Origin of the sequence: Candidatus Contubernalis alkalaceticus, assembly GCF_022558445.1 — a bacterium.
GTDB classification, from domain to species: domain Bacteria; phylum Bacillota; class Dethiobacteria; order SKNC01; family SKNC01; genus Contubernalis; species Contubernalis alkaliaceticus.
This window is the reverse complement of the sequence record NZ_CP054699.1, coordinates 753,617-780,096: the sequence shown is the minus strand read 5'-3', so window position 1 is coordinate 780,096 and position 26,480 is coordinate 753,617. Positions and strand designations below refer to the sequence as shown.

Sequence of the window (26,480 nt, the reverse complement as noted above, 5' to 3'; positions counted from 1 at the left end):
TAAAAACCTCCACAATAAGTTGGATTTTTATATAAATTGTGCCATCTATGAAAATTTCGAAATGGACAACTAATTTAGATCTCATTCGAAATTTGTGATCAACGCAATGCGTTTTTGTTTGCCAAATATTTAAGTGTTTAAAAAACCATTAATAAATGTGTCAAGCTCATCGCCTGCGATTTGAGGGGATAAAGAAAGAACTACGTTATAACGAGCACCCGATACGCCTACAGGTTCTGGAAAAGGGAACTTGGGTACATTTTTAGCAAAAAACCAAGCAATATTTTCCAATGCTTCTTCCTTATCGTAAACTGGACCAGTTACTAAAGGGTCATCCATACCAGCAGATTTAATTGCACGCTCAAGTTTTTTTAGGTTTTCAAAGTCACTAGCCACCTCTTGCCTCGCTGCATCAATTAATCCCTTCAAACTTAACCCTGCTTCTTCTGGTCTAAGCATTATAGATGCTATTGCAATTTCATGACCACTGTTACTGTACAGTTGTTGATGGGAAAATGCATGAACCCTATTAATGCCTGTAGTAGTTTTTACTTCTATTCTTTTGTTCCCACTAGAGAAGTCAAATTTTCTGGTAGATTCTTTATGCCAATAACTAATCATTTCCTTTGTTTTGCCCATGGAATACATAACAAACAACTCGCCCCAAAGCCCCTGCCTTTCTTTAAAAAGGTTTGAGGCAGGCTGAGCCCTAAACAATGTGAGCAGGGAATCAAAGAATTGGTATATTGCATCATGAGAGTTTGGTAATTCCGTAAGACTTGAAACAAAAGCTTGGCATAGCAAGATAAAGGTTTCAACGTGCGCTGGCTCTGTTGATTCACATTGCAAAATATCAAATTTCTTGCTTTCAATTGTTTCTCCTTCTATTGATATGGAGCATTTAATGCTTAACTTCAATGAAACTAAATTTGATTTATATCCGGGAGATACATCCCCTTCGGTAGGGACAAGAAGGGCAAGGCAAAGACCTGGCCCTACTGCCAAATAAATTGGTAATCTATCAAATTGAAAGCCAATAAACTGATGGCTCTCATCATAATTATTAATAATATTTTGAAGCTTCTCCCTAAGCATTTCCTCTCACCAACCGCCCTGTAGCTCTTGCTAAATCTTCTGGGATAAACAAAGCCAAAGCTACAAGTGTTATATTGGTGCTTACTCCAGTACTGCATTGCGTAGGCTTAATAAAATGTGTTTGAAGCTGCGGTCGGTTTTCATGTAAATTAGCATCACCAGCATAATAGTGAGGATCACTAGGAATCCTGCTCTGGGAACGTCCTTGATGAAGTCTTCCAATCACACCATCTATAAAAGTCCTTTCCCGTTCAGCATTCGAAGCCATTCTAACGACATCTAACCCGGTAAATTGCCCTGTCCTTATAAGCTTATTAAATAGATCCATTACAAATGGAAGATCCCAATCAGTCACCTCCCAATTTGACATCTTGCCAATCAACTCTTGAAGAACATAATTCGGTTCGCAATTACGCACAAATTTATGCTCAATATTGCCAAATCGAACAACTTCAGCATGGTTTGAATCAAAAAAATTCTCAGCAATCTTAACATTTCCTCTGGCTATGTTTTCATTATTTGCTGGCAGCCTATTTAGCAACCACTTCCTAAGGTTAACCTCCCTCGCAGACGCTACATTCGCTCTAGTAGGCCTAAATTGTGGACTAAGTTGTAATACTGCTGTCCATTCGTCAAGGGAAATATCTTCTTTTTCCATAAGCCTTAGTGACTCCCAAAGCTCATCTTCATGACCCAATAAAGCCTTAAAATCTTGTCTAATATGTGTAGTAGCCCAAATCCTACAAGTGTCTAAATAGTGCTTCTTGTACCCAAACCAGCGTGCCCTTTGTTCAACAGTGTCAGCCTGCTGGATGTTTGCCCTTCTTGTTATATATGTTACAGCTAAACCCGGTAAGGTTACCCCACGTTCAAGCATACTCCCGCCTACGAAAATATTGTTTCTAAATAGCATGTCTTCACGGCTTAATACCTCTGCATCCCTGTCACTATTTACTTTCCAAACTTGGTAGTTAATCAGCTCCCTAACGATAGCACCTGTAACCTCTTCCCAACTAGGGATGTTTTGGACTGTCCGGCAAAGCTCTTCATAGCCGTCCTTCATTACAGTATTGAAATTCACTCGAGCTGGATCTTGGCTGTCTAACTTGACAATTTGGTTCCAACGTTCAAGCCATAATCTTAGCTTTTCGTCTACATTTTGATGATTTCCACGAAGGCGGCTAGTATGAATAAGCATTGAATGGTTCCCATGGTCGCCACGCAATGTACGTATAGCAGCGCCAACGAAAAAGGTTGAAAGGGCACTTTCTAGGCTCTTAGGAATACCCTCCACGCCCACCTCATCAAAACCAATCTCATCATCTGGGACACTTACGTTATATAGCTCCTCATTCTCACCATGGAATTGGGAGCCTCCTGTATAACCACTCCCTGGCTCAATTAATACACAAAATCTAGGACGGATTTCATCCAAGGTGCTAATAAGCAAATTTGCTTGCGGAGTTGCTGTAAAAGCTATATACGAATGGTTTGAAAACCTAAAGCGTAAATTGCTAATACTACTGTAAATAGTTGACCTTTTTCTCTTCCTCGCTTGAGTATTCAAAGAAGCTTGGTCCCCTTCGTCGTCTATTATTATTGTTGGAAGGCACATTAATTCAGGGTTGGAAAACACTTCCGCTATGTGGTCAATATGGTCTTGATGCTTTAATATCGTTATAACAATACTTTTGCCAACAGTAACCAACCTTGAAATACAGTCACTTCTTATACTTTGAATTCGATCTAAAGTTGTCAGTAATGCCACACCACCATTATTGGAGACCCTTAACTGTTCCTTAAGCCTTTCAGTGGTTTGGTTTAATAAAGTTTTCTTACTGCCTGCTAAAATAATGATAACTTTTATACCATTGTCAATTGCCAAAGCACTAAGGGCTATAAAAGAAGAAGTCTTGCCGCTCTGTACTTTGCCCAGCCCTAAACCTATTGAATCCCCTTGAGTTTCATTAGGATTACTGCATTTTGCTAGCATTTTTGCAGCTGTTGCAAAAATTTTTGACCTTTCTTCATCTTCAATACTTAAAAAGCTTCTTTCTAAAATTTCTCTTTGCTGCCCATCAATAGTTACATCCCATGAAGAAGCTTCTTCATCAATATCGAACCCTAAAAATTCAGTCATCAATACTAACCTCCCTTGTGTTCCCTGTCCACCGTAGAATTTTATTCATAAATAACCTAAAGTCAGCGGGGTCAACAAAACCATCATTATGGACAGTTGACAAACGTGATAATTTCTCAGCCAACGCCATAGCCATTAGAAACCTCTGAAGCAGTTCCAATTCTGCTGTACTGTTTATGTGCCCTGCAAAGAATGGGTGGTTTATATTAAGAAATATTTCTATTTCGTTTTCAGATTGAAACCTAAGGCTCATCCAGTTTGCATCTGTCACATCTTGCCAATAAAGCTTAAACACCCAGTCATGCCCTTCTAGTTGGAGTCGGTATTCAAAAGGGCCTTCGCTAACTTGCCTTATCAGGTCATATTCTTCTTGTTCCTCCGGTGTATTAAATGCATCAGGTAAGTTCTCCTTGGAATTATGCTTAGAATTTAAACCTTCAAAATCCTCTTCCTCTTCATAACTTTTCTCACATAAGAAACCTTGGATTTCTTGTTCCACTTGTTCAGTGAACTGTTTGTTTTCAAATATTTTTTTTGTATTTGCTGCAACACGTTCAAATTCTATTCTCGAGAATTTTCTATTTTCTGATGCCCTAAAATCTATTGATTTTTGAACATAATCTTTGGTAACAGATTTTAAAGCAACAATGAACTCTTCTTCAAGCCCATCGTTCCAATCAAAACCATCTTTAGCCTGAGTTACTGGCCAATCGTCCATGCCCAACTCGCCAACTAAACGTTGAGATGGCGCTTGGTTGGGGTTCCCAAAGATCTCATGAGGCTTGTACCCCTGACCTGGACCGCCAAGTATTACCCTCCCCCTTCGTAGCAACACAATTCCTGCGTCTTGGGCTTTTCCGGGGTTACGTATGCCAATCCAACCCTTGACAGACAGTTCTTTATCTTTACGTTCCCATGGCACTGTAAACAAAACGTTTTTTTTCCATACAAAAACGGAACCATCTGCGTTTTGTTCTTCAAGAAATGGTGTTTCCTTAAATTCCAGCAGTTCTCCATTCCAATAAATCTGGATTTCCCCCGACCTAAGGTCTACCCTATATATGCTACTTAATTGCTCTTTAACTCGAGTGGCTGTCCGGCCACGTATAGGTTGCTGAACATCTTCAATCCTAATTAAAGTATAATGTTCATTATCCTCTGCGGGAAGGACCTTAAAGTCCAAATTATCCTGTTGTGTTTTAGCAAGTTTATCAACATCTACTGTTGCAATAAAGCATCTTTCTGAACCTAATCTGGTAGTTTCTACCATCCACCTTTTCCCAAACCAACATGCTGCCGTCTTGAGCCCCATGCCAAACTCACTTCTGCCGCTACGATCGTCAGGTGGGCTATCTAGTATCAAAGCACGAGAAAAATCTCCAAATTCCATACCAAATGCATTGTCAATTATTTCTAAAGATTTATCTTGCGGGTCATATATTACCTCAATTTTGAGCTTTTTACCGCCTTCTTTATGATATTGTTTGATGAGGGCTTCCCTGTTTTGATAATAGCTTTGAGTTGAATTATCGACAAATTCAGCTATAGCAAACCATGGTTTATAACTTAACCTCTGATATGTTGCATAGACACCTACAGTAGGTCTTATAAAAAGCTCTCCAATTTCAATAGCCATTACCAATTCACCCCTAAAATTAACTTCATTTTTTAGAACTTTCTTTATCCAACACAGACTTAGAATATGAATTAATTAATAAATCTACATCCGTTGGGAAATCTTGCACGATTTTTTTCTGTTATATCAAACATTTTTTTACCATTCTCCGTCTTAGCCGCTATGACTGGAAATTCTTTCAGACAATCTATTAAAATTTCAAAAGAGGACTGTCCCTCAGCACTTAGTATTTTTTTACAATTTTTATTTCTTTAAAAACTGAATATAATAAATAAAAGCCCTACTATACATTCTATGCCCACGCTCATCCTTTTCTCTAAACTGTCTTACTGAGAAATATTTGTCCTTAAGTCTTTCCGCTTCTATTGAATCATTAAGTTCATAGAGAGGCTTTTCCATAACCCCTTTTGACAAAAGCTCATTTGACATTGTTTTTATTGCTCCTAAATATTTTGATATACTGTTATAAGAAAGAGTAGTATTCTCATTTAACCATCTACTAAAATAATCACGGTTCATAATATTTCCGCTCCTTGAACATTACTGTAATATTTTTCTAAAAATCATTTTCATTTATATACCTGTAATTAGAATCTTCTATTATTTATAACAGACTTAAGTAAATATAACGAGGGATTCTTTCTATCCTTTGTATCAGGTCTATTGCCAGTGATAATTAATGGATAATTATTCTAATTACTTCTTATTTCTGCAAGCAAGGATGCAATTCCTTTGCGGTAAAATGTCTAGTTTTGTCATTTAATTAATCCAAAAAAGATAATATGCCCGGAAATTCCGCCTATGCCTTAAGCAATTTCCATTATCCCACAGAAAGTCAGTCCCCATACCACTTTAATGTATTAAAAATTTATTGCATTAAATTGTACTTTTTTGATTAGCCTCTCCAGCTACTTTTTAACCTTGTTGTAAGAGCCTGCATTTTTATCATCAGTTTCATCCTGCAAAGATCGCAAAACAAGGTGGCTTTTTTATTTTTCATCAGGCCAAACGGCCGAAACATTGCACAGGTGCCTCCTGCTTTTTGGAGCAACCTCAAGCATTTGCTCACAGGCTTTAACGAAGTTACCGATATCTTCTTCGGTTAAAGAGGTCAAATCATCGTCTGCCAAAATATATCCCTCTACAGTATTAGGAACGCTCCGCCATACATCGCTGGCCACATTGAACCCTTCGGGCAGCCTGTTAGCAAAAACCATATCCAGGCGCACACTACCTTTTTGTCTTTTTATAGCAGCAGGACGATAATTCCCCGCTAAAAAAGTAATCCTTTCCTTACCCATCCTAATTCCACAGCGAAACGGCAATATTATTTTTAACCATTTGATGAGGATCTTAGCAGTATTAACGTTTTTAGGGTTATCCATAAATATAATTCTTATTGACTCGTCTTCAGAAATTGTATCCTCAGATTGAACCCACAGGGGCCTCATATAAACAACATCCTTTCTTCTTATTGCTAGTGGATAGCCCGGGTAAAACGGCGGGTCTTACCTGCCATTGCCTTAGCAATTCCCATAAATCCCCAAAAGGCAACCGAATCCTTCAACACATTCAGTAAATATTTCGAAACAAATAGAATTATAGCTTTTCTGTATCACAAAAAAAAGAAATAATTTTTGAAATCGTTATGGCTAATAACTTCTTTTTATGAAATAATTAATAAAGTTATTCATCAACTTATATTACAGTAAAGTGTCAAAAAGGAGATTCCTGATGGAAAACTGTGTTTTTTGCAAAAAACCTCAATCAGAGATAATATGCGAAAATAAACTGGCTAAAGCATTTTTTGACCAGTATCCCGTTAACCAGGACCATGTTTTAATTACTCCCAAAAGACATGTAGCTACATACTTTGAAGCTTCTTTTGAAGAGCTTTCCGCCATTAATAAACTAACTTTCAACGTCAAAAAAATTCTTGACCAAAAATATAACCAAGATGGATATAATATCGGTGTTAATGTTAGCTTAGCCGGTGGTCAGACTATCTTTCATCTCCACTTCCACATTATTCCTCGCTATTCAGGGGATGTTGAAAACCCCAGGGGTGGAATACGAAAGGTTAAAAAAAGTATTGTACCCTACCCCTCTGAAGAGGGTTAAAATAGTTATTATCGATTATTTTTTTCTCCAATCAGCTCTTAAAGCCTTCTCATTCATCAACACTCACCAACACAATCATATTATTAAACCCACCCCTTGCATTCTTATTTTCCTCTGCCATTTCTGAAAGATCTTTAAAGGATAACCCGTAAATACTCCCCAGAGCAATGACAACTTCCAGAATATCGGGCAACTCCTGTGGGCTGTCGCTATCGAGAAACTCATCTACTTCCTCCACCAGCTTATCTTTTAAGAGACGGAAATATTCTTCTTGATCAGCAATTCGAATATTGGTTTTTTTCTCTTCACCTTCAATGATTTCAGGGATTCTGTCCCGCACTAACTTGTTGTAGAATATTTTCATTACAAAGCTCCTCCAAACCTTGTTTGATTTGTCCAGCTTGTCCTATGGTCAATCCTCTTTATACCGACGTTGAAAAAAGTATTTCTTTCGATATTTTAAAATGTCCTTCACATGATCTGCCAGCTCGGGAGATAAATTAGGTTCTATTGAAGGATCCAAATACATCTGCTGCTTAATTTCATTAAAATTGAAAAACCGGCCTCGAGATAGGAATTTAACTGGATTGTTTTTGGCAAGTTTCGAAAACTGTTTTTCTTCCCAGCTCTGCCATTTACGGTGTGCTTTATTATTCAAATCTTTTTGATGCAGCGGGTAATCACGGTAAAAATGCATCATTTCCTTACCTATTTCATTCAGGTCAACCTTTGATACTATAGTCTCGTTTTTTATAAAAGCCTTTATGGTTGGAACCTTGTAAGCTTTTGTAAATCTTGTTTGTTCAATCTCTAAAAGAAAGTCTTCAGCTGGGGTGTCCAACCATTCCATTTCTATTTCAGTAAGATCCCCTGCCGATTCTAAGAATCTCAGCCATCCCTCTTTTAAGTATTCTCTTAAAGGAATGTCGCTTCCCTCAAACATATCAAATCTGCCGGGCCTTCTTCCTAATTCGTTTTTTATCCTATAATATGTCTCACGCATTCTGACAGGCAGGGGATCTCTTGCGGCAAGTTGAACGAACAGGTCGATTACTCTAAAATCAAAGCTCACAACGCAGCCTTCTGGAAATTCATAATCTTCTAAACGCGAAAAGCTAGAACTTTCAGCAGTCCATGGGTTTTCTCCTGCCAGCAGTAAAGGTATGTAGTTAGCTCTTTTATAATTTCCTATAAAATCAATGACAGTAAGATGATTTTTCTCTTGATATTTTCTAAGTCCCCGGCCCAACTGCTGTAAAAAGATTACGTATGATTCAGTGGGCCGCAGAAACATCACCGTGTCTAATGAAGGGATGTCAACTCCCTCGTTAAATATGTCCACAGCAAAAATAATATCAAGATCTCCTTTTCCCATGGCTTCTAAAGCACTTTTTCTATCCATTGTCTGGGCATTCCCTGGAGGACCACTATGAACTGCAGCCGAAGAGACCCCGTTATTACAAAAATACTCCGCCATATATTCAGCATGACTTATGGACACACAAAACCCCAGCGTACGTTTTCCCGCTAACTTGTGATATTGAGTTAAAATAAGGTCAGCCCTTTCCTTGTAAGACAGATGTTTTTCCAGGTCTTCAACCACAAATCTACCGTTGGAAGTCTTCACCTTGTCATAATCCGTAGGATCGTACATGGCATTATACCTAAAGGGGACCAGCAGATCCCTTTCAATCGCCTGTTTCAGAGATATTTCATAAATAATGTTGTCATCGCAAAGCGAAAAAAGATCCTGATTATCCATGCGGTATGGTGTGGCAGTCAGCCCCAGCAGGAAACTGGGCTCAAAGTGATTCATTACTTTTAAGTAACTTTCCGCAGCTGCATGATGAAATTCATCAAATTACGATATAGTCAAAATAATTTGGATGGAATAACTCTAAGTTTTCCTCACGGGAAAGTGTCTGCACTGTGCTAAAATAAATGTCTGCCCCCTTGTCTTTCTGTTCTCCGGTATAATAACCCAGGTCGGATTTGGGCCTTAATTCTTTAAAAATATCATAAGCCTGGCTCACTATTTCCCCCCGGTGAGCAATAAATAATATTTTTTTGAACTGCAGCGTATCGAAGGCCGCCAGGTGCGTTTTCCCTACTCCAGTAGCAGCTGCCACTAATCCCCTACTTACTCCTTCTAAACGGGCCTGTTTTAAGTAATACAGTGCTTCAATCTGCGCTCCTCGCGGTTCTGGTTTTGGAAGTATTGGGCCTAATTGTTCTTCTGCCTTCACAAGTTTCGGCTTTTTCCATTTTAAAGAATACTCCTTTAGAAGTTCATCAGTAACAGGGTTAGAGCATCTATTAAACAATTCTTCAAATACTTCGGAAAAATGCCGGTAATCATTCAAGTGCTCGCTTTTAGATAATTTGTAGTTCCACTCTACCCCCGAAGTTAACCCGGAGAAAGATAAATTTGATGAACCCACAAATACTTCTGCCTCATCCTCATAATCAAAAATATAAGATTTTGGATGAAAGGACTGTAAGTGATCACTATAGAAACGAATTTGGATCCCTTTGGAGTTGTCAAATTTGGGTTAGCCCCAAAACTCGTAATTTTTGGATTCGTTAATAAATGGATTCCTTTTGGAAATACTATTTACGGCTCTTATCTACAGGCAGAATAGTGCTCTGCTGGAGAGCAACACGAGCGGCCTGTAGAGTTCTGCCAGGGATAGCCAGGGGAATCGTTTAATAAACCCTGGTTGTCTTCTTTTCTATCCCTGGGAGAACCAAAGCGAAAAAACTCCGGGGGTTCGGGGGCAGAGCCCCTGAATACTGTTTACCCTGCCTGGGATAAGTTTTCCTGATAATAGAGCGAACGCTTGACCAAGGGTGGGTAGCCTCCATTTGTAGTGTAAATTCTTTTTCGGTTGTAGTAGATTTCAATAAATCTAAATATGATGCTTTTGACGGTTTCCATTTTCATGGTTTCAGTTTTAAATTTGTAGATGCTTTCTTTTTTCAGTGTGGCAAAAAAAGACTCCATCCGTGCGTTGTCAAAGCATTTACCTGTGTTGCTCATGCTTTGTATTGCTCCATATCGGGCAAGGGTTTGACGGAAAAGTGTGCTAGTGTATTGACTCCCCCTGTCTGAATGGAAAATCATACCATATGCCTGATGTTTTTTGACACCGGCTGTAAAAGCTTCGACGCAAAGCTCAGCGCGCATGTGATTAGCCATTTTTAGTCCGACAATGCTTCCATCAAAACAGTCCATTACGGCGGCTACATAAAGCTTACCGTCAGCCGTTGGAATTTCTGTAATGTCACTCAGCCATTTTTCATTAGGTGATTCAGCTGTAAAGTCTTGCTGGATCAGGTTTTCACTAGCTTGTGCAGCAAGATCAGCCTTGGTTATCCCCTTGCTGTGACGTTTTTTCTTCAGCATTAGATGGTGTTTTTTACAGAGCGCGAGGATTAGATAATAACTGCCCTTATAGTCCTGAAAAAGTTGTAAATGCAGATATATCCTATACGCTCCATAGTCCGGGTTGTCTGCACGAATTTGAAGAATCTTTGCCAAAAGAGCATCATATTTGTAGGGCCTGGACTGTCTTTTTAACCACTTATAAAATCCGTTTTCACTAACCCCTAATACCTCGCACATGGTCTTTATGCTGTGCTTAGATTTTCCTTGGGTTTTTTCCAGGCATATCCACTTAAACAGTTCTCGTGCAGCTACTTCTTTTGGCTCATTGCGAAAAAAGCCAGGGCTCTTTTCAAAATATCATTGGTTGCTTCAAGTTCCTTGAGTTGTTTTTCTAATGCTCTGATTTCAGCGGTTTTTGGATCTACACGCTTATGACCACTGCCGACAATAGCCATATTTCCATAACGATTTGCATTGCTTCGCCATGTGTAAAGAGTAGTGACTGGAATTCCCAGCTTTTCAGCAGCTACTGTCGGACCTACTTCACCGGACAGCTTAATGGCTTCTTCTTTAAATTCTTTATCATATACTCGCATCTGGACACCTCTTTCTTTTTGGGTTATTATTTCCAGAATTACGAGTTTTGTTACTTAACTAAAATGATACCACTCCACTTCCCCCAATTGATCATACAAGTAATATATAGCTGAGGGCTCAGTTACAGAAAGGTAAAGGCCAGTAATAAGCTGAATGGGAACTGCATATTTCGGCGAACATGGACACTCATTCCGGCAACATCAGGACAGCATGTCGGAAACACTTGGACAGTATATCGGAATTATCAGGACAGCACGTCGGAACATTAGGACACCTCGTTTGATAAATGTGGTAATCTTAAATTAATTTATTAATTTAAGGGGGCCACGAAAATGAGGAGGTTTGAAATGTCCAAAGTTCGTGAAATATTAAAATTTAAAAGAAACATGAATTTATCCATCCGTGATATTGCCTCGGCTACCGGCGGAAGCAAATCTGCCGTTGCTGATGTAATAAAACGGGCAAAGGCAACTGGTTTGACAATTGATGAGTTACTGCCCCTTGAGGACAAAGCCCTGGTGGCCAAACTATATCCACCGGCCCCTTTATCCCGGGAAAAGGTTGAACCTAATCTTGAACACATATACCAGGAGCTCAAAAAGCCTAACGTTACTCTCATGCTGCTCTGGGAAGAATACAAGTCAAAGAACCCTGATGGACTCATGTACACCCAGTATTGCCAGCGCTATAGGGACTTTAAGAAGTCTAACCAAATCACCATGCACAAAGAGCATAAAGCAGGCGAAGACATGGAGGTCGATTGGGCCGGCAAGACCTTGACATACAAAGATACCATAACTAAAACAATTAAGAAAGCCTTTATATTCGTCTCAGTGTTACCAGCCAGTTCCTATCCCTTTGTAAGAGCTTATGAAAACATGAAGCTAAAGAATTGGATCGACGCCCATATCCGTGCTTTTGAATTTTACGGAGGAACACCGAAAATTCTAATACCGGACAACACCAAAACGGCGGTTTTGAAAGTAGATCGTTACGACCCGGTTATCAACCGGACCTACAAAGAGATGGCCATGCACTACAATATCGCTATCATTCCTGCTCGTGCCGGAAAACCAAAGGATAAGGGAGCCGACGAAGGCATGGTAAAAATTGTTTCACAACGGATTCTGGCTGCCTTGAGAAACCGGCAATTTTTCAGTCTTGCAGACATAAACACTGCGATATCAGAAGAGCTTGAAAAGCTCATCATGCGACCATTTCAAAAGATCCCTGGGAACCGCCGGGATGCCCGGTGATTCAGGCCCTTGCCTTCGGCAATTTCCAGAATCTCCTAAATGGGGTCAGTCCCCCACCAATTTAATGTGTTAAAGCGTAATTCGGAAATGTTCTACAATAATAAAACACTAACTTCACATTCGTAAAAGAGGTAGAAACTATTTTAGCTCCGCACTCTTCACTTATTCCAAGTGAATCATTAATGGATAATTATTCTAATTACATCTTATTTCTGCAAACTTGTCGTAATCCCTTTGTAGTAAATTGTCTAGTTTTGTCATTTAATTGCCTGAAAATTCGGCCCCTGTTTTCATAATTTTCTAGAATCTCCTAATAAAGGGCTATCGAAACCCCTTGTCCTTACCTTTCCAAAACAGTTTGTCCAATTTCTGACGGAATTGATATACCAATCAGCCGGAATAAGCACCCTGGCTGAACTAATCCTTCCCATTCAAGGATTTGAATTATCTGAGCTACACTGCGGGTTGGCACTTCACGACGCAGTAGGATTGCTGATCCATGACATGTGAAGGTATGGCCTCGCCTAAGGTAGGCCGGCCTTTTCCCTTTGGTTTTAGTCCTGCAAATCCTTCAGCTCGATATGTTGATATATACCGACGTAAAGTGCGTTCAGATATGCCGGACTGGGTACAAATCTGTTTCTTAATAACTGTTTTTTGGGCAGGGTGTAAATCTTCTGCCAACAATGGGGATATAAGCTTCATTCTGACTTATACCCGATTTGTCGGACACACATGAGTTAGGTATAATAAATCATGTGGAGGAGATATAAATGTCAAATTATTCAAATAGGTATAGTTATGAATTTAAGAATGATGCCATCAAACTTGTTAAAGAAGATAAACGGTCCATTCCAAGTGTTGCAAAGGACCTTGGAATCAATCCCCAGACATTGCGAAACTGGATTAACGAACAAAGGCACCGGGAGAAGCCTGAAACTGCAAGGATTTCAGAGCTTGAAGCGGAACTTAAGGCCGAAAAACGCAGAAATGCAGAGCTTGAGGAGGCAGTAGCAATATTAAAAAAAGCGACAGCACTTTTCGTGACAAAAGACCGGAAATAACTTACGCATTTATTAGTAAGCACAGCTCCGAATTTCCGGTTGCGAATATGTGCACAGTACTTGAAGTAACCCGGAGCAGTTATTATGACTGGGAAAATAAAGAACCTAGTAAACGAGATCTTGAAAATCAGGAAATACTTGAAACTGCCCAAGAAAGCTACAATGATAGCGGCGGCATATATGGACTGGATAAATTACTTGAAGATGTTCGAGAAAAATTCCCCAAATGTGGTCGAAACAGATTGTATAGAATCCAAAAAGAGAACAACCTGTATTCAAAACGTAAGAGAAAATTTAAAGCTACCACTGACTCAAACCACCAGCTGCCGGTAGCAGAAAACCTTTTAAACCAGGACTTCACAACCGACAGACCAAATGCCGTATGGGTAACAGATATCAGTTACTTGGACACCTCAGAGGGCTGGCTGTATTTAGCCACCGTTAAAGACATACATACAAAAGATATTGTAGGCTGGGCCACCGCAGATAATATGAAAACATCACTTTGCAAAAGAGCACTGGAAAATGCAATTAACCGGTACATGCCCATAGAGGGACTGATTCATCATTCAGATCGCGGGGTCCAATATTGCAGTAAAGAATACCAGAAACTACTAAATGAACACGGCATGATATGCAGCATGAGCCGTAAAGGGAACTGTTACGATAATGCCTGTGCCGAGACCTTTTTCAGCACCATCAAATGTGAAATGCTCTACCATAATAAATATCAGACCCACGAAGAAGCCCATAAAGACATATTCTGGTACATCGAGATCTTTTATAACCGCAAAAGGAGACACCAGGCCCTGGGCTACATGACGCCAGCAGGATATAGAGAATCTTTTGCAGAGAAATTAGCTGCTTAAAAGCTCAAACTAACTCAGGCTGTCAAGGGCGAGCGCAGCGAGTTCAACGGAGGCGCAGCCGGAGACCCTTTACAGCCAAGACGATTTATCACCCTATAGAAGGGCTGCCAATGCCGCAATTTGGCATTGGAGCATGACTACAAGAAGGGGGTTTTCGAAATAATCAGCAATTGGCTGAATCTAGGAGAATAGCTAACTTAATAGTGTCCGGTTTAACGGGAAAACCTCATTCGTTCTGCAGCAATCTCTTCGGCTTTCTTTTGATCCTTCATGTTAATTCCTCCTCGTAAAGGTCTTAACATGATTTTATAGCCTGTTTCCACCGGAGGATGGTTGATTCGTCTGCTATTACGTCTAGGTTAGTGAATTTCCGGGCACTCATTAAATATATCTTAATCACTCGTAACCATCTATACTTCTTATTAATTCACTTACGATGCTGGGGCTGTCAAGTCGCATTATGCTCTCTTCAGCGCCTCCAAAACTCAATAGATTAATGCTTCCATACCATAAAAGTCTTTGGTCCATTACCGCAAACTTTTGATGAATATTTGGTTTAGTTATTATTCTGATGCCGGCATTTTCCAGTAAATCCAAAGTGTTCTTTAAGGTGTCTTTATCTCTACCCTTATACTCTTCAACAGGCCTTGTCACAACAAATATTCTTACCTTTTTCCCTAAGGCAACCCTCAGATATGTAAGCAGCTGTAAAGTGCGTCTCTTAGTAATGAAGGGGCTTACAATGAGTATTTCTCTTGCGGCATTCACGATATCATTACTGAAAACCGGTAAAAATTTGCTTTTATCGAAAATAATATCTATCGCCTCTGCTCCCACGGAATCACCTTTTACTTTATATCCAATAGATGCATAACCGGAGAGCCTTTTATTGTACATTTTTCCCAGCATTCTTACATGAACATCCACATAATCATATATCTGCACTTCATTTTTGTCTTTAAACAGCCTGTGCAGCCTGCCTGAATATTGATGTAATGTTCCTTTCACCCTTTTTTTTCTTCTGATTTGTTTCCGGTAAAATTTCATTTATATTTAAAAACTCTTCTAAACTGTCTTTCCATTGTGAAAGCATAAATTGAACATCAATATTTCTACCTAAATTGGTTTTGTCTATCCATTGGACATTTATTTCCAATTCTTTAATTATTTCTTTTAAATCAGCTTCGCATCCTCTTGGCAGATATAGATATTCTTCATTTTCATCAGAACAAGAAATAACTCTGGGTTTGTCAAAAGTTGACAATCGCAAAGCCTGGGCTTTATAAAACTCAGGATTATTAAAAGCAGCTAAACGTTTTAGATGGTTTAATGCTCTCTGTGAAATGCCAAACTTATCGATAAAAAGATTATTAGCCTTTACTATCTCCAATTCCATGGGAAAATCATTTTTTACCAGCTTTACTTTTCTTGTTTCCCACGGCTTCTGAGAATCTTCATCATCTTTTTTCAATACTCCCAATTCATTCCCATGACATAGACTTGATGTATGCTTCTCTACTTCTTCTCCAGTAATTTTTTTAATTTCCGCTAAAAACTTCCACTGGTCATTATATGGTCCAAAATGTTCATCAATGAAAACACTGTTATTTTCCTTTCTGGCCGTCTTTTGAAGCGGTAAAGCAATTAAATTTCCTAAGCCACCCTTCGGCATTATATCTTGATTGGGGAAAAACCTATCATAGGACTTAAAATTAATTTCGTGCCTTTTATTCATGGAGTAAGTAATTATAGCGGCACCAAATTTTCTAGCCTGTCTCGCTAAAATAGGCTTTTCAAAAAAAAGCCAAACATGAGCTCCATTACCAGAACGTGAACGCTCAACTGCAATAGGGATATTAAATTTTAGGCATACTCCTCTCAGGACTGAAATGTACTTTTGCCATCCATCACCATCAAAATCGATGGCTAAAAAGTAACATGTTTCATCAAGAAGCATAGGGTATATTCCTACAACTATGTCACCTACCAAATGTTTTTTAATAACATTTTCATCTAACACAGCATAATTCTTTTGAGTACAATTAGCACATTTTATCTCTGGTTTACCACATAATCCAGGCTTCCACTTATTTAGGCATACAGGATAATACCCAGGCTTTCCCTTTTTGTTCTTCACCATTTTTGCGTAAACATCATTTCGGCCCTTAAAGAGAGACATATACAGCATTATTTTTTTCATTGGGTCTGAAAAACTGTTTATGCTTGAATCCGAAGGTTTTTCTATATCATCCGCGTCATAAAATCCTGATGGTAATTTATTCTCACAAATACTATCGGGTATAAATTTCAGTTCTGCTTCACTCAGTTGAGCTTTCAATCTTTTTATTTCATTTTTTAGATTGCTATTTTCAGCCAGTAATGTCTGATATTTTTCAAGCAATTCTTCAAACTTCATGATTTCCACCTTAATTATTATTTTTTGTTTTAATGCCACTATTTCATCTAATTATACTCAATCAATATTGTTTGCAATTTACACATACACTTTAATGCACTATATATATAATGTTGTATATGTTCAATAAACAGTTTGTCCGAATGCTGGCAAAAATACTGTATCATAAACTGCTTACACAACCAAATAAAATATCCTGCCTTAGTTAAGTTGAGCCTAATTTATGGTAATTATATCAACTAAAAAACCACATTCCTGCCTTCTCTTTTGAGAAGAAACGAATCTGGCTTTTTATTTTTTGAGATTATTTATATTGTTTTTCTAGTTGAAAAAAACGGGAACGAATCCCAAAAGGCATTCCAGTTAAAACTTATCTCTTTATATGAGGTTTGCTTCCATAGATGACATTTACTTCTTACACATTATGCTGAATAGATAATTCAACAAATTGTTCAACTTCGTCGTCCTTCCTGCACAAGATGGAGTAATTTCTGCAGGACCCAGTATTCGGAATTGTAAATAGGTCTTTACTTTCTCTTCCATTACTGACTGTTTATTATTTGAAAATTTTATTAAAATATTCAAACAACCACTCCTTTCAATTTTTTTTACTGTTATCCTGTATTTCACTACCTCCCTTATAAATTATTTTGATAACAGCAACTATAATAATTCTAATATATAACTACAAATAGATCAAGTCCTAAATCAAAGTATTTGATAGTATTTTTAAGAATGAGTGAGTTAATTGCATATTATTTATTTTATTATTCTAATAAACCCTTGGATGTGCATAAACTCCCGCTATTCTGAGAATTTGCCTTGTCAAACTACAAAATTTTAAACTTCAGAAATGAGATTTTGATTATTAATTTTAAAATAATCTGGCTTTTTTATCCGAATGCCCGGAGATTCAGGCCCTTGTCCTAAAAGATTTTATAATCTCCAAACAGCGCTCTTTAATTTGCCGTTATTATCTTTAAATAAGATCCTATATCTTTCCATGCTTTTTGGAAGAAAGTGGCAAAGTCAATAAAAATTAATTGAGATTCGGGTTTTATACCTTCGAAATGTGCATCATCAAGGGTTTTGATTAAATGTCGTGCAATATGTTCTTTCTTGCCATTTGATTTAAGCTTTGATAACTCAGAAATTATTATAACATTATCTGAGTGCAACAATATCTGCTTGAAGGATCTCATTGCTTCAAAGTTAGTTCTGTATGTTCTGTATGTTTCCCCTGTTAGTTGTTGACATAGTTGAATTAATGTTTTTTCTTTTGCTTTCAATAAAAATGGCTTCTTCCCCCACCAGTCCACTGCGTTTCTAATTCCATCTTCTGCCTTTATGATTTGTTCTTCATTAAAAACAATTACGAACCCTGAATCTAAATTCTTATCAATATTCATATTTTCATTAAACAAGGTATGTACAAACAGTTTATATTTATTGAAAATGGTATGAAATTGGTGCCAAGCAATCATTTCCGGTTGTTCTCTAAGGTCCATTTCAAAAACCACTGATAAAGCATCCCTTTTATAGTTATCACCGAGTTTTCTTTTTCTGTAATCTTCAAAAGATACAATTTTATCATTCATATATTTTAATCCTCCTTACCTCCATGTTTAATTCATTTGGCTGTACGAAGTTTTTGTAAATGTTTCTTTCTCAATCACGATACTTTATTATTCTTTTAGAATACCCCTGCTTCCCGCATCAGCCTGGCTGCCTAAAGAAAAGCGTTGTTATATATAATGTCATCTTTTAAATGCTCTAATGAAGCTACCTGCCTGATCCTATCGTTTACAGCATCATGGCTGATCAGGCTTACCGGCAGATTTTCTTTAGCTGCAGCCTCTACCGCATCTATCACCCTGTTGTTTGGAGGTATAAAACACCATATTTCATATAATGCTTTGTATTCAATATTATGCTGAATTACTGCAAATTCTGCATATCGCAGCATCTGTTCTGTTTTATTACGTATCCAGCGAACTCTGGTTGAAGGCTTTACCTTCTCAGCAAATTGATAGGTGCTGGAAAAGTCCATTGCATAAATTTCACTTGTTTTATGTGCAAACGCTACTACAGGGATTATGTTTTCATCCGGAATATCCATACTAACTTGACAATCCTTTACTAATCGGTAGTAGGCATAAATTAAAGCTCTTTCTACATCAGCTTTAAGTAGTTTTGGAACCCTCATCATAACCACCTTTCAAAAGAAAATTACATATAACCTTCAAAATTTTTATAACACAAAATGTGTAACAGCTTTCTATCCATATTTTTTTAGAAGGTAATTATTGAATGTCCTGCATTACTAAGTGTTTTTATTTTTCTTCACCATCTGATAATGCTGCCCGGAGATTCCGGCCCTTGCCTTCGGCAATTTCCAGAATCAATGGGGTCAATCCCCCGCCAATGACTATGAATCAGGAAACACCGCATCCTTCGTAAGCCGGCTGAAATGTTTCTTGTCCAAAGTAAAAATGGTAGGTATATCTGAAGATGCTGCATGGGAGGCTAGATAAGCGTCTATATAATCTACATTAGCATCCAGGTAGAGAATCAGGGCATTTTGAACTGTTTCTTTTTCCGAAACCTCGATGCCTTCTGCATTAATAAATCTTGTAAGAACATTTACAATTTCCTCTTTTTTATATTCATAAAAACTTTCTAAAGTCCATACAAGTTCAGCAATGGTAATAGAGTGAATATATAAGAATAACTCACCTTTTTCAGCTTTTAAAAAAAGACGCCTTACTGCTTGAAACATTTTTTCGTTGTCTTTAATCAAATATCGTAATATAACATTTGTATCGAGCCAACCTTTGTTAATTTCTTTCTTCATTATACTTACCAGCCTTTTCTGCAACTTTTTCTCTAGTTCTTCTCTCCTCTGTTTCAATTCCAGCAAATTTTTTCTTTACCGGTAAAATCCCTGCCAATTCTGATAAGCTTTGTTTTTTTACCAGTTTCACAACAATTTCACCATTATTCTTTTGTTTGAAAATTAGTTCATCTCCTATTTCAGCGCCAATTATTCTGCGAATTTTTGCAGGTAGCTGCATCTGTCCTTTTCCGGTTATGCGACTTTTACCTATTATCATCTATATGACCTCCTTAATTTTCCCCTAATTTTAATTTTATCATGATATTGTGATATTTTCAATGATATTTAGTGCGCAGCATCCTTAGTTTTTGTAATTATATTCTATCCCTGGCAGTAAACACCCCCCACCTACACTTTCAGTTTAGATGTAGGGAGTAAAGACATCCTAAGCTAAGTATAAGAGTATTTAGGTTTATCTTAGAATCCGGAGAGGAAGAAGTCCTTGTAACTAACCTATTTGATAAAAGCCTGGGAATTCAGGAGTTCAAAGAACTATATTTTAAGCGTTTAAACCTGTTTGAAAGGTTTGTGAAAATCTTGTGTGTTTCTTATTTATGTAATACATGATAAATTTTGAGCGTAAACAAGTGTTAAACAAAAAGGTTGAAAGGCGGTACATTTAAACAATGACGGAAATAATGGGGCAAGAAATAATCTGTCTGGCAAAGGAAGTCTGCCTGCGCAAAGAGTTTTTTGGTGGGCTGATATTTAACCGGAACAACGGGCTTTCAAAGGTAGTATGACCAAAATAATGACATGTACTGTTAAAAACTGATTTAACAGGAATTAAATGCTTTGTGAAGAATAACGAAATGACCAAGCTTTTTTAATACGTCTATGGGGGAGCAATTTTAATGGAAAAAAATTATCATAGGCCAAAAGAAATTAATACTAAGGAATTCCAAGGGAAAGAAGTTAACCTGTTCGTCTACGGCACTCTGATGAAAAAAAAAAACGAAAAGGACAGGCGTATGTGGATGATGCAAAATATCTAGGAGAATGTACATTGAAAGGGTATGCCCTGTAAGGTAAAAATTGATTATGAGCATCAGCCGTGGGTTGAAGGCATAACAAAACAAATGGACCTTAAAAATCTTGTCTGGTATGCATCCTATGGGTCCAACGTTAACAAAGAGCGGTTCATGAGGTATATCGTAAACTGCAAAGATAAAACTCCGCCAAAAGATGAGAGGCCATTAATCCTGGAGCATCCAATATATTTCTCAAATCGTAGTTCCACCTGGAATAATCAAGGAGTAGCCTTTCTGGACGTACAAAAAGAAGGAAAAGCTTATGGAAAAATGTATTTGATTACGAAGCAGCAGTTCATGGATATTCATAAACTAGAAGGAAGTTCAAAGAACTGGTATAACGAAGTAGTGGAATTAGGTAATGAAAATGAGATACCAATTTTTACATTTACCCATACACCACACAAAATGAAAGATGTGATTCCAAGCATGGATTATGTTGATGTGATAAAAAAAGGCATTCAGGAAACTTATCCGGAATTAAGTGAAGAGGATATTGATTTATACTTGATGGAAAGATACCTGACTGCAGATATGATTAAGCTTTTAAGATACCTGAGGGGACAGGAACATGGAGTTAAAATATCTAAAATATGTGAGGCTTTTCATAACAATCGATCGCTGGTTATTCATTTAATTTATACCCTGAAGAAGTTGGGGTTAATTAAACAGGACGGCAGGACGGTCAGAGCAGGTATAAATCGGGATTCGAATGATGCAGTCTATTATACTGTGCCTGATAAGAGAACATTCATTGCTAAATTAGTAAATTAGAGAACATAAGGTTATATTTTTAGTGCTACGATTAATATTATATTGGGACAACTATTCATTATTGGCGTCATTTACCCATTTTTTTACCTTTGGGAATCGTGTTTTATTGAGAAAAGACAAACTGCTCAAAAACGGGACATTGTTTCGTGGCTCTGGAAGAAGAGGAAATATATAATGTAGAAACCTGAGTGAATCAGATTTTGGAATAGTGACCGGTTAGTTAAGTTGGCATCCCGCTTGTGTTTTACTCATCCTGTTCGCGGGTTTCGAAGAGATACTGTAACGGAGGCGGAAATATGCAAATATGTCTGACAAAAAAGCTGCAGAGTGAACTGGGAGTTGCTGTTGAAAACGGGTCTGAGGACAATGACTTTTTTTGCTGGAGTGCAAATCTGATTAACGTTAACAGAAGAAAGACTGTTGTTGTGGTAAATGACAGCAACAGGTTCGGTTTTGTGCTGCAGGGTTTAAAAGCAAAGGATTTTAAGATTTTCCGTGAGTTGGTGACTGAAGGGATTAAAAAGTGTCTGCGGGATGAAAAGATTAAGGAAGAAACCATTGAAAGATATATTCAGTCTACCGGGGAGCCGGTATTTACAAAGACCAGGGGCCGCAGTTATGTTGCACGGCTTAACAAGGCCTGTGAATATGTAGGATATTTTGGTGATCTGTTTGACCCAGATATTCCTTATCAAAAGAGGGTTTCAGATAAGATGAATAATGACTATATAACAGTGCGCGAAAAGAAAGACTATGAACATCCGCACATCCTCTTGCTTAATGATTTTGAGAAATTTGCAGGTGATCCGGTTATCAGTTGTGAGGCGGTTGATTTAATGGTTAAGCTTAATCTGAACAGCAATACGGCATGGCGAAGAATTGTTACCCCGGTGGATATTACTTTTAACCAACTGCATGAAATACTGCAGGTTGCTTTTGACTGGAACAGTTCTCACCTGTATAATTTTAGAATCACTGATGAGTCGGGGCAGTGTGTTGTCGAGGTAGTCAGCGAGTATGAGGATATGGATGGATCATTCCAGGATTGTGAGACGCTTTTGGATTATGATGTAAGCTTGAGAGACTATCTCGGGGAGCAGTATAAAATAGTTTATCTGTATGATTACGGTGACAGCTGGGAGCATGAAATAAAAGAACAGCGGGTTATTGCCGGCCATGACAATAATTATCCTGTCTGCATTATGGGTGAGGGCAATGCCCCTCCTGAAGATGTGGGTGGTGTGCATGGTTATGAGGAGTTTTTAAAGATTATAGCTGATCCGCAGCATGAAGAACATAAAAGCACCCTTGCATGGGCCAGAAGTCAGTGGCACAGGGATTTTGATATAGATATTGTAAACAGAAGGCTAAGAAATGTCCTGAGACAATAACGGGGGGCTGTTTTTGCATATTTTGCTGGCGGATAAGACAGCGAAGGATATGGATGTGAACGCAGTGGATCTGGAAAAAAATTGCTCTAGTTGCAGCAACTTTTTTATGGAAGTGGGTGTGGAAAATCTAGGTGTATGTATGAAGGATGAAGCGTTTTTACCGTTTGTAGATGAGATTTATGATAGCAGGGGCTTTGACTGTTGTTATGAGTTGTACCTGGAAAAAAGATTTGACTGTAACCGGGAAGTGTGTTCCCAGTACGTAGAAGCTGAGATTATTGAGATTTTTGAAGAAAAAGATGAGGATGAGTTGTTAGAGAGCTTAAGGACCCGGCCAATGGATGATATTCTCACTATGCTATCCGATCCAGACCGTAACAATATTAATAGGGCGGTAAAAACTTTGTATAACTATATTTGCTTTAATAACGCGAGTGCCTATTTGGGGTTGCTGGATTTCTACAACCGGTTGCCGGCGGCAGAAGAGCTTGAAGATGTTCATACCCGAGTAAAAATAGTTGCTGCAATATCACACGTTCATGATGCAGAAACCGTCAAGGCATTGGTATATGAGTTAAAGCGTTCGACTTCTAATAATGTGACCAGGCAGCTGTACACAGCGATTCTAAAAAAGCTTAGGAGTTTCCCCATGGAGCTTATAAGTGAGCCGGTTGAAAACCTTTTGGCGGAGAAGGAGTTTAGTTATAAGATTAAGAAAAGAATCGAGGAACTGCTTGAGCCGGAATATGATAACTTTTGGCGTTTGTAAGGATGGTGAAAATCTGTAGGATTATTTTATTTCGTGCTCGGAAAGAAGAAATTGAAAGGGCTTTATAGGGAGGTACAGTAATGAAGCCGGTTAAAATTCAGGATTTGGTGGATGTGTTTGATTGCCGGACTCAGGAGACGCAGTATTATCTAAACATAAAAACCGGTGGGATAGTTGCGGTTGAAGATGAATATATGCGGATTGTCTGGGATGAGGAAGAAGATAATTACTATCGGGAATTTCAGGAATGGGAAAAGGAGTGTATCAGACAAGCCGGACTCATTGTGGAGAATGAAGATGACTTTGTAAGTTTGCCGGAGGAATTTGAGATTAATGAATATCAGATTATGGAACAATTTTGCTTCTCGGTTGAAGATGAGAGACTTTCGGCAAAACTGTGTGACTTAATTCAGGGTAGAGGTGCATTCCGACGTTTTAAAGATGCGATTTATCGTTATGGAGTTGCAGATCAGTGGTATGAGTTTAAAGAAAAGGAATTAAGAAAGATAGCTCGTGACTGGTGTAAGGAAAACGAAATCCCCTATGAGGATGTTTAATAAACAGAGCGCAGAATTATTAATGCTGCGTTCTGTTTATTTTATAAAAGCTGATGGCACGGGTATGGCTAGAAGTATTTGACAATATAGGTAATATAAGCTAAAATTATAGGTATATTATAAGTATAATTATCAGGATGGTGAGAGCATGCGCCGTGATGGTTCAGCTATTCCTTTCACGTGGGACTCTTTCATTCCCTTCTCTATGCCGGTTTATCCCGGCGCTTCGGACTGACCCTGAAAGGGAGTTTCTGGAAATTGCCAGAGGGCAAGATCCGGAAACTCCCGGGCAACAGCACATAATAGAAATCAAACTCTGCTTAGAGATAATTACGGTAAAATAATTGGCAACCTAGAAAGATAAATGATTGTAACAGCAATACTTTTAAATGTTTATGAGCTAATTATAGGTATAATCGCTATCAAATCTATAGGAAGGTATAAGGAGCTAGATGAAGGTAAGATAGGTAATATTCACGACATCACGACGGTAATAAGAAGTTGTGCGAAATTCAGGAGGGAAACTAATTTATGACTAGCAGAAAGATGGTAATAGCAAAGATGACTATTATAATAATAATGATAATATTGTCTGTTATACTTGTTTTAGGTAATGTAGTAAACTTTTTATCAAAAGATAGGTCTGTTGACCGATTAATTACAAAAAAAATAGAAATTAACGGATCAATGCAATGGATATCATTAAGCGAAGAGCTTCTTAGTAATGACAAGCCTGTTGTTTTATTTCTTCACGGTGGACCAGGAAGTGCGAATCTTTCTTTGCTGAATCAAGTTTCTCCAGGTTTAAATGATCATGCTATTATAGTGAACTGGGATCAACGTAATGCAGGAAAATCATTTAGTATTTTTCAGCCTAAGACTTCTTTAAACTTTGAACAAAATATTGAGGATGCACATGTACTTACTCAATACCTGAAAGACAAGTTTGATGTAGACAGGATAAGCTTGATCGGATTTTCAGCGGGGACAGCTCTTGGTATTATGCTTATTGACAGGTATCCTGATGATTATAATCTCTTTATTAGTGTTGCTCAGATGATTGATGGACAGCGTGGAGAGCTGTTTGAGGTTTTCCCGTTAAACCGGACACTATTAAGTTAGCTATTCTCCTAGATTCAGCCAATTGCTGATTATTTCGAAAACCCCCTTCTTGTAGTCATGCTCCAATGCCAAATTGCGGCATTGGCAGCCCTTCTATAGGGTGATAAATCGTCTTGGCTGTAAAGGGTCTCCGGCTGCGCCTCCGTTGAACTCGCTGCGCTCGCCCTTGACAGCCTGAGTTAGTTTGAGCTTTTAAGCAGCTAATTTCTCTGCAAAAGATTCTCTATATCCTGCTGGCGTCATGTAGCCCAGGGCCTGGTGTCTCCTTTTGCGGTTATAAAAGATCTCGATGTACCAGAATATGTCTTTATGGGCTTCTTCGTGGGTCTGATATTTATTATGGTAGAGCATTTCACATTTGATGGTGCTGAAAAAGGTCTCGGCACAGGCATTATCGTAACAGTTCCCTTTACGGCTCATGCTGCATATCATGCCGTGTTCATTTAGTAGTTTCTGGTATTCTTTACTGCAATATTGGACCCCGCGATCTGAATGATGAATCAGTCCCTCTATGGGCATGTACCGGTTAATTGCATTTTCCAGTGCTCTTTTGCAAAGTGATGTTTTCATATTATCTGCGGTGGCCCAGCCTACAATATCTTTTGTATGTATGTCTTTAACGGTGGCTAAATACAGCCAGCCCTCTGAGGTGTCCAAGTAACTGATATCTGTTACCCATACGGCATTTGGTCTGTCGGTTGTGAAGTCCTGGTTTAAAAGGTTTTCTGCTACCGGCAGCTGGTGGTTTGAGTCAGTGGTAGCTTTAAATTTTCTCTTACGTTTTGAATACAGGTTGTTCTCTTTTTGGATTCTATACAATCTGTTTCGACCACATTTGGGGAATTTTTCTCGAACATCTTCAAGTAATTTATCCAGTCCATATATGCCGCCGCTATCATTGTAGCTTTCTTGGGCAGTTTCAAGTATTTCCTGATTTTCAAGATCTCGTTTACTAGGTTCTTTATTTTCCCAGTCATAATAACTGCTCCGGGTTACTTCAAGTACTGTGCACATATTCGCAACCGGAAATTCGGAGCTGTGCTTACTAATAAATGCGTAAGTTATTTCCGGTCTTTTGTCACGAAAAGTGCTGTCGCTTTTTTTAATATTGCTACTGCCTCCTCAAGCTCTGCATTTCTGCGTTTTTCGGCCTTAAGTTCCGCTTCAAGCTCTGAAATCCTTGCAGTTTCAGGCTTCTCCCGGTGCCTTTGTTCGTTAATCCAGTTTCGCAATGTCTGGGGATTGATTCCAAGGTCCTTTGCAACACTTGGAATGGACCGTTTATCTTCTTTAACAAGTTTGATGGCATCATTCTTAAATTCATAACTATACCTATTTGAATAATTTGACATTTATAT

At 38.3% G+C, this 26,480-nt stretch carries 26 protein-coding genes and 1 pseudogene; 9 read left to right on the top strand and 18 right to left on the bottom strand.

Annotated elements, in window-relative coordinates; genetic code table 11:
• Positions 1-129: 129 nt before the first annotated feature.
• From HUE98_RS03770 to HUE98_RS03750, 5 genes are all read right to left on the bottom strand, one after another.
• Positions 130-1,095, bottom strand: coding sequence for a PD-(D/E)XK motif protein (locus tag HUE98_RS03770; RefSeq protein ID WP_241422543.1), 966 nt, complete (start codon positions 1,093-1,095; stop codon positions 130-132).
• A complete protein-coding gene (locus HUE98_RS03765) occupies positions 1,088-3,235 on the bottom strand; it encodes a Z1 domain-containing protein (protein WP_241422542.1) in 2,148 nt (715 codons plus the stop codon). The genes HUE98_RS03770 and HUE98_RS03765 overlap by 8 nt, the downstream gene beginning before the upstream one ends.
• Positions 3,228-4,871: an ATP-binding protein gene (locus HUE98_RS03760; RefSeq protein ID WP_241422541.1), complete on the bottom strand. Its 1,644-nt coding sequence runs from the start codon at positions 4,869-4,871 to the stop codon at positions 3,228-3,230. Before HUE98_RS03760 ends, HUE98_RS03765 begins: the two co-directional genes overlap by 8 nt.
• 243 nt (positions 4,872-5,114) lie before the next feature.
• A complete protein-coding gene (locus HUE98_RS03755; protein ID WP_241422540.1) occupies positions 5,115-5,390 on the bottom strand; it encodes a phage integrase SAM-like domain-containing protein in 276 nt (91 codons plus the stop codon).
• A 470-nt stretch (positions 5,391-5,860) separates the two neighbouring features.
• The gene (locus tag HUE98_RS03750; RefSeq protein WP_241422539.1) at positions 5,861-6,322 is read right to left on the bottom strand and encodes a hypothetical protein; all 462 of its coding nucleotides are present in this window, start codon (positions 6,320-6,322) and stop codon (positions 5,861-5,863) included.
• Positions 6,323-6,605: 283 nt separating this feature from the next.
• On the opposite strand from HUE98_RS03750, the gene HUE98_RS03745 reads away from it, so the two are divergent.
• Positions 6,606-6,992 (top strand): HIT family protein, encoded by a 387-nt coding sequence (locus HUE98_RS03745; RefSeq protein WP_241422538.1) that lies wholly within the window; start codon positions 6,606-6,608, stop codon positions 6,990-6,992.
• Positions 6,993-7,041: 49 nt separating this feature from the next.
• Here HUE98_RS03745 and HUE98_RS03740 read toward each other — a convergent pair whose 3' ends face one another.
• The 5 genes from HUE98_RS03740 to HUE98_RS03720 form a co-directional block, all read right to left on the bottom strand.
• Positions 7,042-7,356 carry a nucleoside triphosphate pyrophosphohydrolase gene (locus tag HUE98_RS03740; RefSeq protein WP_241422537.1) on the bottom strand — a complete coding sequence of 105 codons (315 nt, stop codon included), beginning with the start codon at positions 7,354-7,356 and terminating at the stop codon, positions 7,042-7,044.
• 48 nt (positions 7,357-7,404) lie between these two features.
• Complete coding sequence (locus HUE98_RS03735) at positions 7,405-8,808, bottom strand: DEAD/DEAH box helicase (protein ID WP_241423494.1); 1,404 nt, start codon at positions 8,806-8,808, stop codon at positions 7,405-7,407.
• 40 nt (positions 8,809-8,848) lie between these two features.
• Positions 8,849-9,520, bottom strand: a complete 672-nt coding sequence (locus HUE98_RS03730; RefSeq protein ID WP_407080298.1) for a DEAD/DEAH box helicase family protein — start codon at positions 9,518-9,520, stop codon at positions 8,849-8,851.
• A gap of 269 nt (positions 9,521-9,789) precedes the next feature.
• On the bottom strand, positions 9,790-10,659 hold the full coding sequence (locus HUE98_RS03725; protein WP_407080286.1) for an IS3 family transposase: 870 nt from the start codon (positions 10,657-10,659) through the stop codon (positions 9,790-9,792).
• A 29-nt stretch (positions 10,660-10,688) separates the two neighbouring features.
• Positions 10,689-10,976 (bottom strand): transposase, encoded by a 288-nt coding sequence (locus HUE98_RS03720; RefSeq protein WP_241420515.1) that lies wholly within the window; start codon positions 10,974-10,976, stop codon positions 10,689-10,691.
• A 348-nt stretch (positions 10,977-11,324) separates the two neighbouring features.
• Between HUE98_RS03720 and istA the strand changes: the two genes are divergently transcribed.
• Positions 11,325-12,233, top strand: a complete 909-nt coding sequence (istA, locus tag HUE98_RS03715; protein WP_241422536.1) for an IS21 family transposase — start codon at positions 11,325-11,327, stop codon at positions 12,231-12,233.
• A gap of 394 nt (positions 12,234-12,627) precedes the next feature.
• On the opposite strand, the pseudogene HUE98_RS17945 reads toward istA, so the two are convergent.
• Positions 12,628-12,938 (bottom strand): annotated as a pseudogene (locus HUE98_RS17945) (helix-turn-helix domain-containing protein); the annotation flags it as partial.
• A gap of 68 nt (positions 12,939-13,006) precedes the next feature.
• On the opposite strand from HUE98_RS17945, the gene HUE98_RS03705 reads away from it, so the two are divergent.
• Positions 13,007-14,166 (top strand): IS3 family transposase gene (locus HUE98_RS03705; RefSeq protein WP_241422524.1). Its coding sequence is split into 2 segments (ribosomal slippage): positions 13,007-13,265 and positions 13,265-14,166, totalling 1,161 coding nucleotides; the frame shifts between segments, so codons are not numbered across the junction.
• 396 nt (positions 14,167-14,562) lie between these two features.
• Here HUE98_RS03705 and HUE98_RS17845 read toward each other — a convergent pair.
• From HUE98_RS17845 to HUE98_RS03680, 6 genes are all read right to left on the bottom strand, one after another.
• Positions 14,563-15,174 (bottom strand): phospholipase D-like domain-containing protein, encoded by a 612-nt coding sequence (locus HUE98_RS17845; RefSeq protein WP_320415656.1) that lies wholly within the window; start codon positions 15,172-15,174, stop codon positions 14,563-14,565.
• Positions 15,125-16,582, bottom strand: coding sequence for a TOTE conflict system archaeo-eukaryotic primase domain-containing protein (locus HUE98_RS03700; RefSeq protein ID WP_320415655.1), 1,458 nt, complete (start codon positions 16,580-16,582; stop codon positions 15,125-15,127). Before HUE98_RS03700 ends, HUE98_RS17845 begins: the two co-directional genes overlap by 50 nt.
• A 959-nt stretch (positions 16,583-17,541) precedes the next feature.
• Positions 17,542-18,180 (bottom strand): hypothetical protein, encoded by a 639-nt coding sequence (locus HUE98_RS03695; RefSeq protein ID WP_241422534.1) that lies wholly within the window; start codon positions 18,178-18,180, stop codon positions 17,542-17,544.
• A 131-nt stretch (positions 18,181-18,311) separates the two neighbouring features.
• Complete coding sequence (locus HUE98_RS03690) at positions 18,312-18,788, bottom strand: hypothetical protein (protein WP_241422533.1); 477 nt, start codon at positions 18,786-18,788, stop codon at positions 18,312-18,314.
• A gap of 222 nt (positions 18,789-19,010) precedes the next feature.
• Positions 19,011-19,436, bottom strand: a complete 426-nt coding sequence (locus HUE98_RS03685) for a PIN domain-containing protein (RefSeq protein ID WP_241422532.1) — start codon at positions 19,434-19,436, stop codon at positions 19,011-19,013.
• The gene (locus tag HUE98_RS03680; protein WP_241422531.1) at positions 19,420-19,695 is read right to left on the bottom strand and encodes an AbrB/MazE/SpoVT family DNA-binding domain-containing protein; all 276 of its coding nucleotides are present in this window, start codon (positions 19,693-19,695) and stop codon (positions 19,420-19,422) included. Before HUE98_RS03680 ends, HUE98_RS03685 begins: the two co-directional genes overlap by 17 nt.
• Before the next feature lie 637 nt (positions 19,696-20,332).
• On the opposite strand from HUE98_RS03680, the gene HUE98_RS03675 reads away from it, so the two are divergent.
• The 6 genes from HUE98_RS03675 (at position 20,333) to HUE98_RS03650 (ending at position 25,122) form a co-directional block, all read left to right on the top strand.
• Positions 20,333-20,473, top strand: coding sequence for a hypothetical protein (locus tag HUE98_RS03675; RefSeq protein ID WP_241422530.1), 141 nt, complete (start codon positions 20,333-20,335; stop codon positions 20,471-20,473).
• A gap of 21 nt (positions 20,474-20,494) precedes the next feature.
• The gene (locus HUE98_RS03670; RefSeq protein WP_241422529.1) at positions 20,495-21,283 is read left to right on the top strand and encodes a helix-turn-helix domain-containing protein; all 789 of its coding nucleotides are present in this window, start codon (positions 20,495-20,497) and stop codon (positions 21,281-21,283) included.
• Between the two features lie 296 nt (positions 21,284-21,579).
• Positions 21,580-22,674: a plasmid pRiA4b ORF-3 family protein gene (locus HUE98_RS03665; protein WP_241422528.1), complete on the top strand. Its 1,095-nt coding sequence runs from the start codon at positions 21,580-21,582 to the stop codon at positions 22,672-22,674.
• Between the two features lie 13 nt (positions 22,675-22,687).
• Positions 22,688-23,443 carry a hypothetical protein gene (locus HUE98_RS03660; protein WP_241422527.1) on the top strand — a complete coding sequence of 252 codons (756 nt, stop codon included), beginning with the start codon at positions 22,688-22,690 and terminating at the stop codon, positions 23,441-23,443.
• 80 nt (positions 23,444-23,523) lie between these two features.
• The gene (locus HUE98_RS03655) at positions 23,524-24,000 is read left to right on the top strand and encodes a UPF0158 family protein (RefSeq protein WP_241422526.1); all 477 of its coding nucleotides are present in this window, start codon (positions 23,524-23,526) and stop codon (positions 23,998-24,000) included.
• A gap of 531 nt (positions 24,001-24,531) precedes the next feature.
• Positions 24,532-25,122: an alpha/beta fold hydrolase gene (locus HUE98_RS03650; protein ID WP_241422525.1), complete on the top strand. Its 591-nt coding sequence runs from the start codon at positions 24,532-24,534 to the stop codon at positions 25,120-25,122.
• Positions 25,123-25,314: 192 nt separating this feature from the next.
• Here the strand turns inward: HUE98_RS03650 and HUE98_RS03645 are convergent.
• Positions 25,315-26,474 (bottom strand): IS3 family transposase gene (locus tag HUE98_RS03645; RefSeq protein ID WP_241422524.1). Its coding sequence is split into 2 segments (ribosomal slippage): positions 25,315-26,216 and positions 26,216-26,474, totalling 1,161 coding nucleotides; the frame shifts between segments, so codons are not numbered across the junction.
• Positions 26,475-26,480: the final 6 nt, after the last annotated feature.

Excerpts from the sequence above, each read along its gene's own strand:
- HUE98_RS03770 (WP_241422543.1), bottom strand. The coding sequence starts at position 1,095 with ATGCTTAGGGAGAAGCTTCAAAATATTATTAATAATTATGATGAGAGC.
- HUE98_RS03765 (WP_241422542.1), bottom strand. The coding sequence starts at position 3,235 with ATGACTGAATTTTTAGGGTTCGATATTGATGAAGAAGCTTCTTCATGG.
- HUE98_RS03760 (WP_241422541.1), bottom strand. The coding sequence starts at position 4,871 with ATGGCTATTGAAATTGGAGAGCTTTTTATAAGACCTACTGTAGGTGTC.
- HUE98_RS03755 (WP_241422540.1), bottom strand. The coding sequence starts at position 5,390 with ATGAACCGTGATTATTTTAGTAGATGGTTAAATGAGAATACTACTCTT.
- HUE98_RS03750 (WP_241422539.1), bottom strand. The coding sequence starts at position 6,322 with ATGAGGCCCCTGTGGGTTCAATCTGAGGATACAATTTCTGAAGACGAG.
- HUE98_RS03745 (WP_241422538.1), top strand. The coding sequence starts at position 6,606 with ATGGAAAACTGTGTTTTTTGCAAAAAACCTCAATCAGAGATAATATGC.
- HUE98_RS03740 (WP_241422537.1), bottom strand. The coding sequence starts at position 7,356 with ATGAAAATATTCTACAACAAGTTAGTGCGGGACAGAATCCCTGAAATC.
- HUE98_RS03735 (WP_241423494.1), bottom strand. The coding sequence starts at position 8,808 with ATGAATCACTTTGAGCCCAGTTTCCTGCTGGGGCTGACTGCCACACCA.
- HUE98_RS03720 (WP_241420515.1), bottom strand. The coding sequence starts at position 10,976 with ATGCGAGTATATGATAAAGAATTTAAAGAAGAAGCCATTAAGCTGTCC.
- istA (WP_241422536.1), top strand. The coding sequence starts at position 11,325 with ATGTCCAAAGTTCGTGAAATATTAAAATTTAAAAGAAACATGAATTTA.
- HUE98_RS03700 (WP_320415655.1), bottom strand. The coding sequence starts at position 16,582 with ATGAAGTTTGAAGAATTGCTTGAAAAATATCAGACATTACTGGCTGAA.
- HUE98_RS03695 (WP_241422534.1), bottom strand. The coding sequence starts at position 18,180 with ATGAATGATAAAATTGTATCTTTTGAAGATTACAGAAAAAGAAAACTC.
- HUE98_RS03690 (WP_241422533.1), bottom strand. The coding sequence starts at position 18,788 with ATGAGGGTTCCAAAACTACTTAAAGCTGATGTAGAAAGAGCTTTAATT.
- HUE98_RS03685 (WP_241422532.1), bottom strand. The coding sequence starts at position 19,436 with ATGAAGAAAGAAATTAACAAAGGTTGGCTCGATACAAATGTTATATTA.
- HUE98_RS03680 (WP_241422531.1), bottom strand. The coding sequence starts at position 19,695 with ATGATAATAGGTAAAAGTCGCATAACCGGAAAAGGACAGATGCAGCTA.
- HUE98_RS03675 (WP_241422530.1), top strand. The coding sequence starts at position 20,333 with ATGGAAAAAAATTATCATAGGCCAAAAGAAATTAATACTAAGGAATTC.
- HUE98_RS03670 (WP_241422529.1), top strand. The coding sequence starts at position 20,495 with ATGCCCTGTAAGGTAAAAATTGATTATGAGCATCAGCCGTGGGTTGAA.
- HUE98_RS03665 (WP_241422528.1), top strand. The coding sequence starts at position 21,580 with ATGCAAATATGTCTGACAAAAAAGCTGCAGAGTGAACTGGGAGTTGCT.
- HUE98_RS03655 (WP_241422526.1), top strand. The coding sequence starts at position 23,524 with ATGAAGCCGGTTAAAATTCAGGATTTGGTGGATGTGTTTGATTGCCGG.
- HUE98_RS03650 (WP_241422525.1), top strand. The coding sequence starts at position 24,532 with ATGACTAGCAGAAAGATGGTAATAGCAAAGATGACTATTATAATAATA.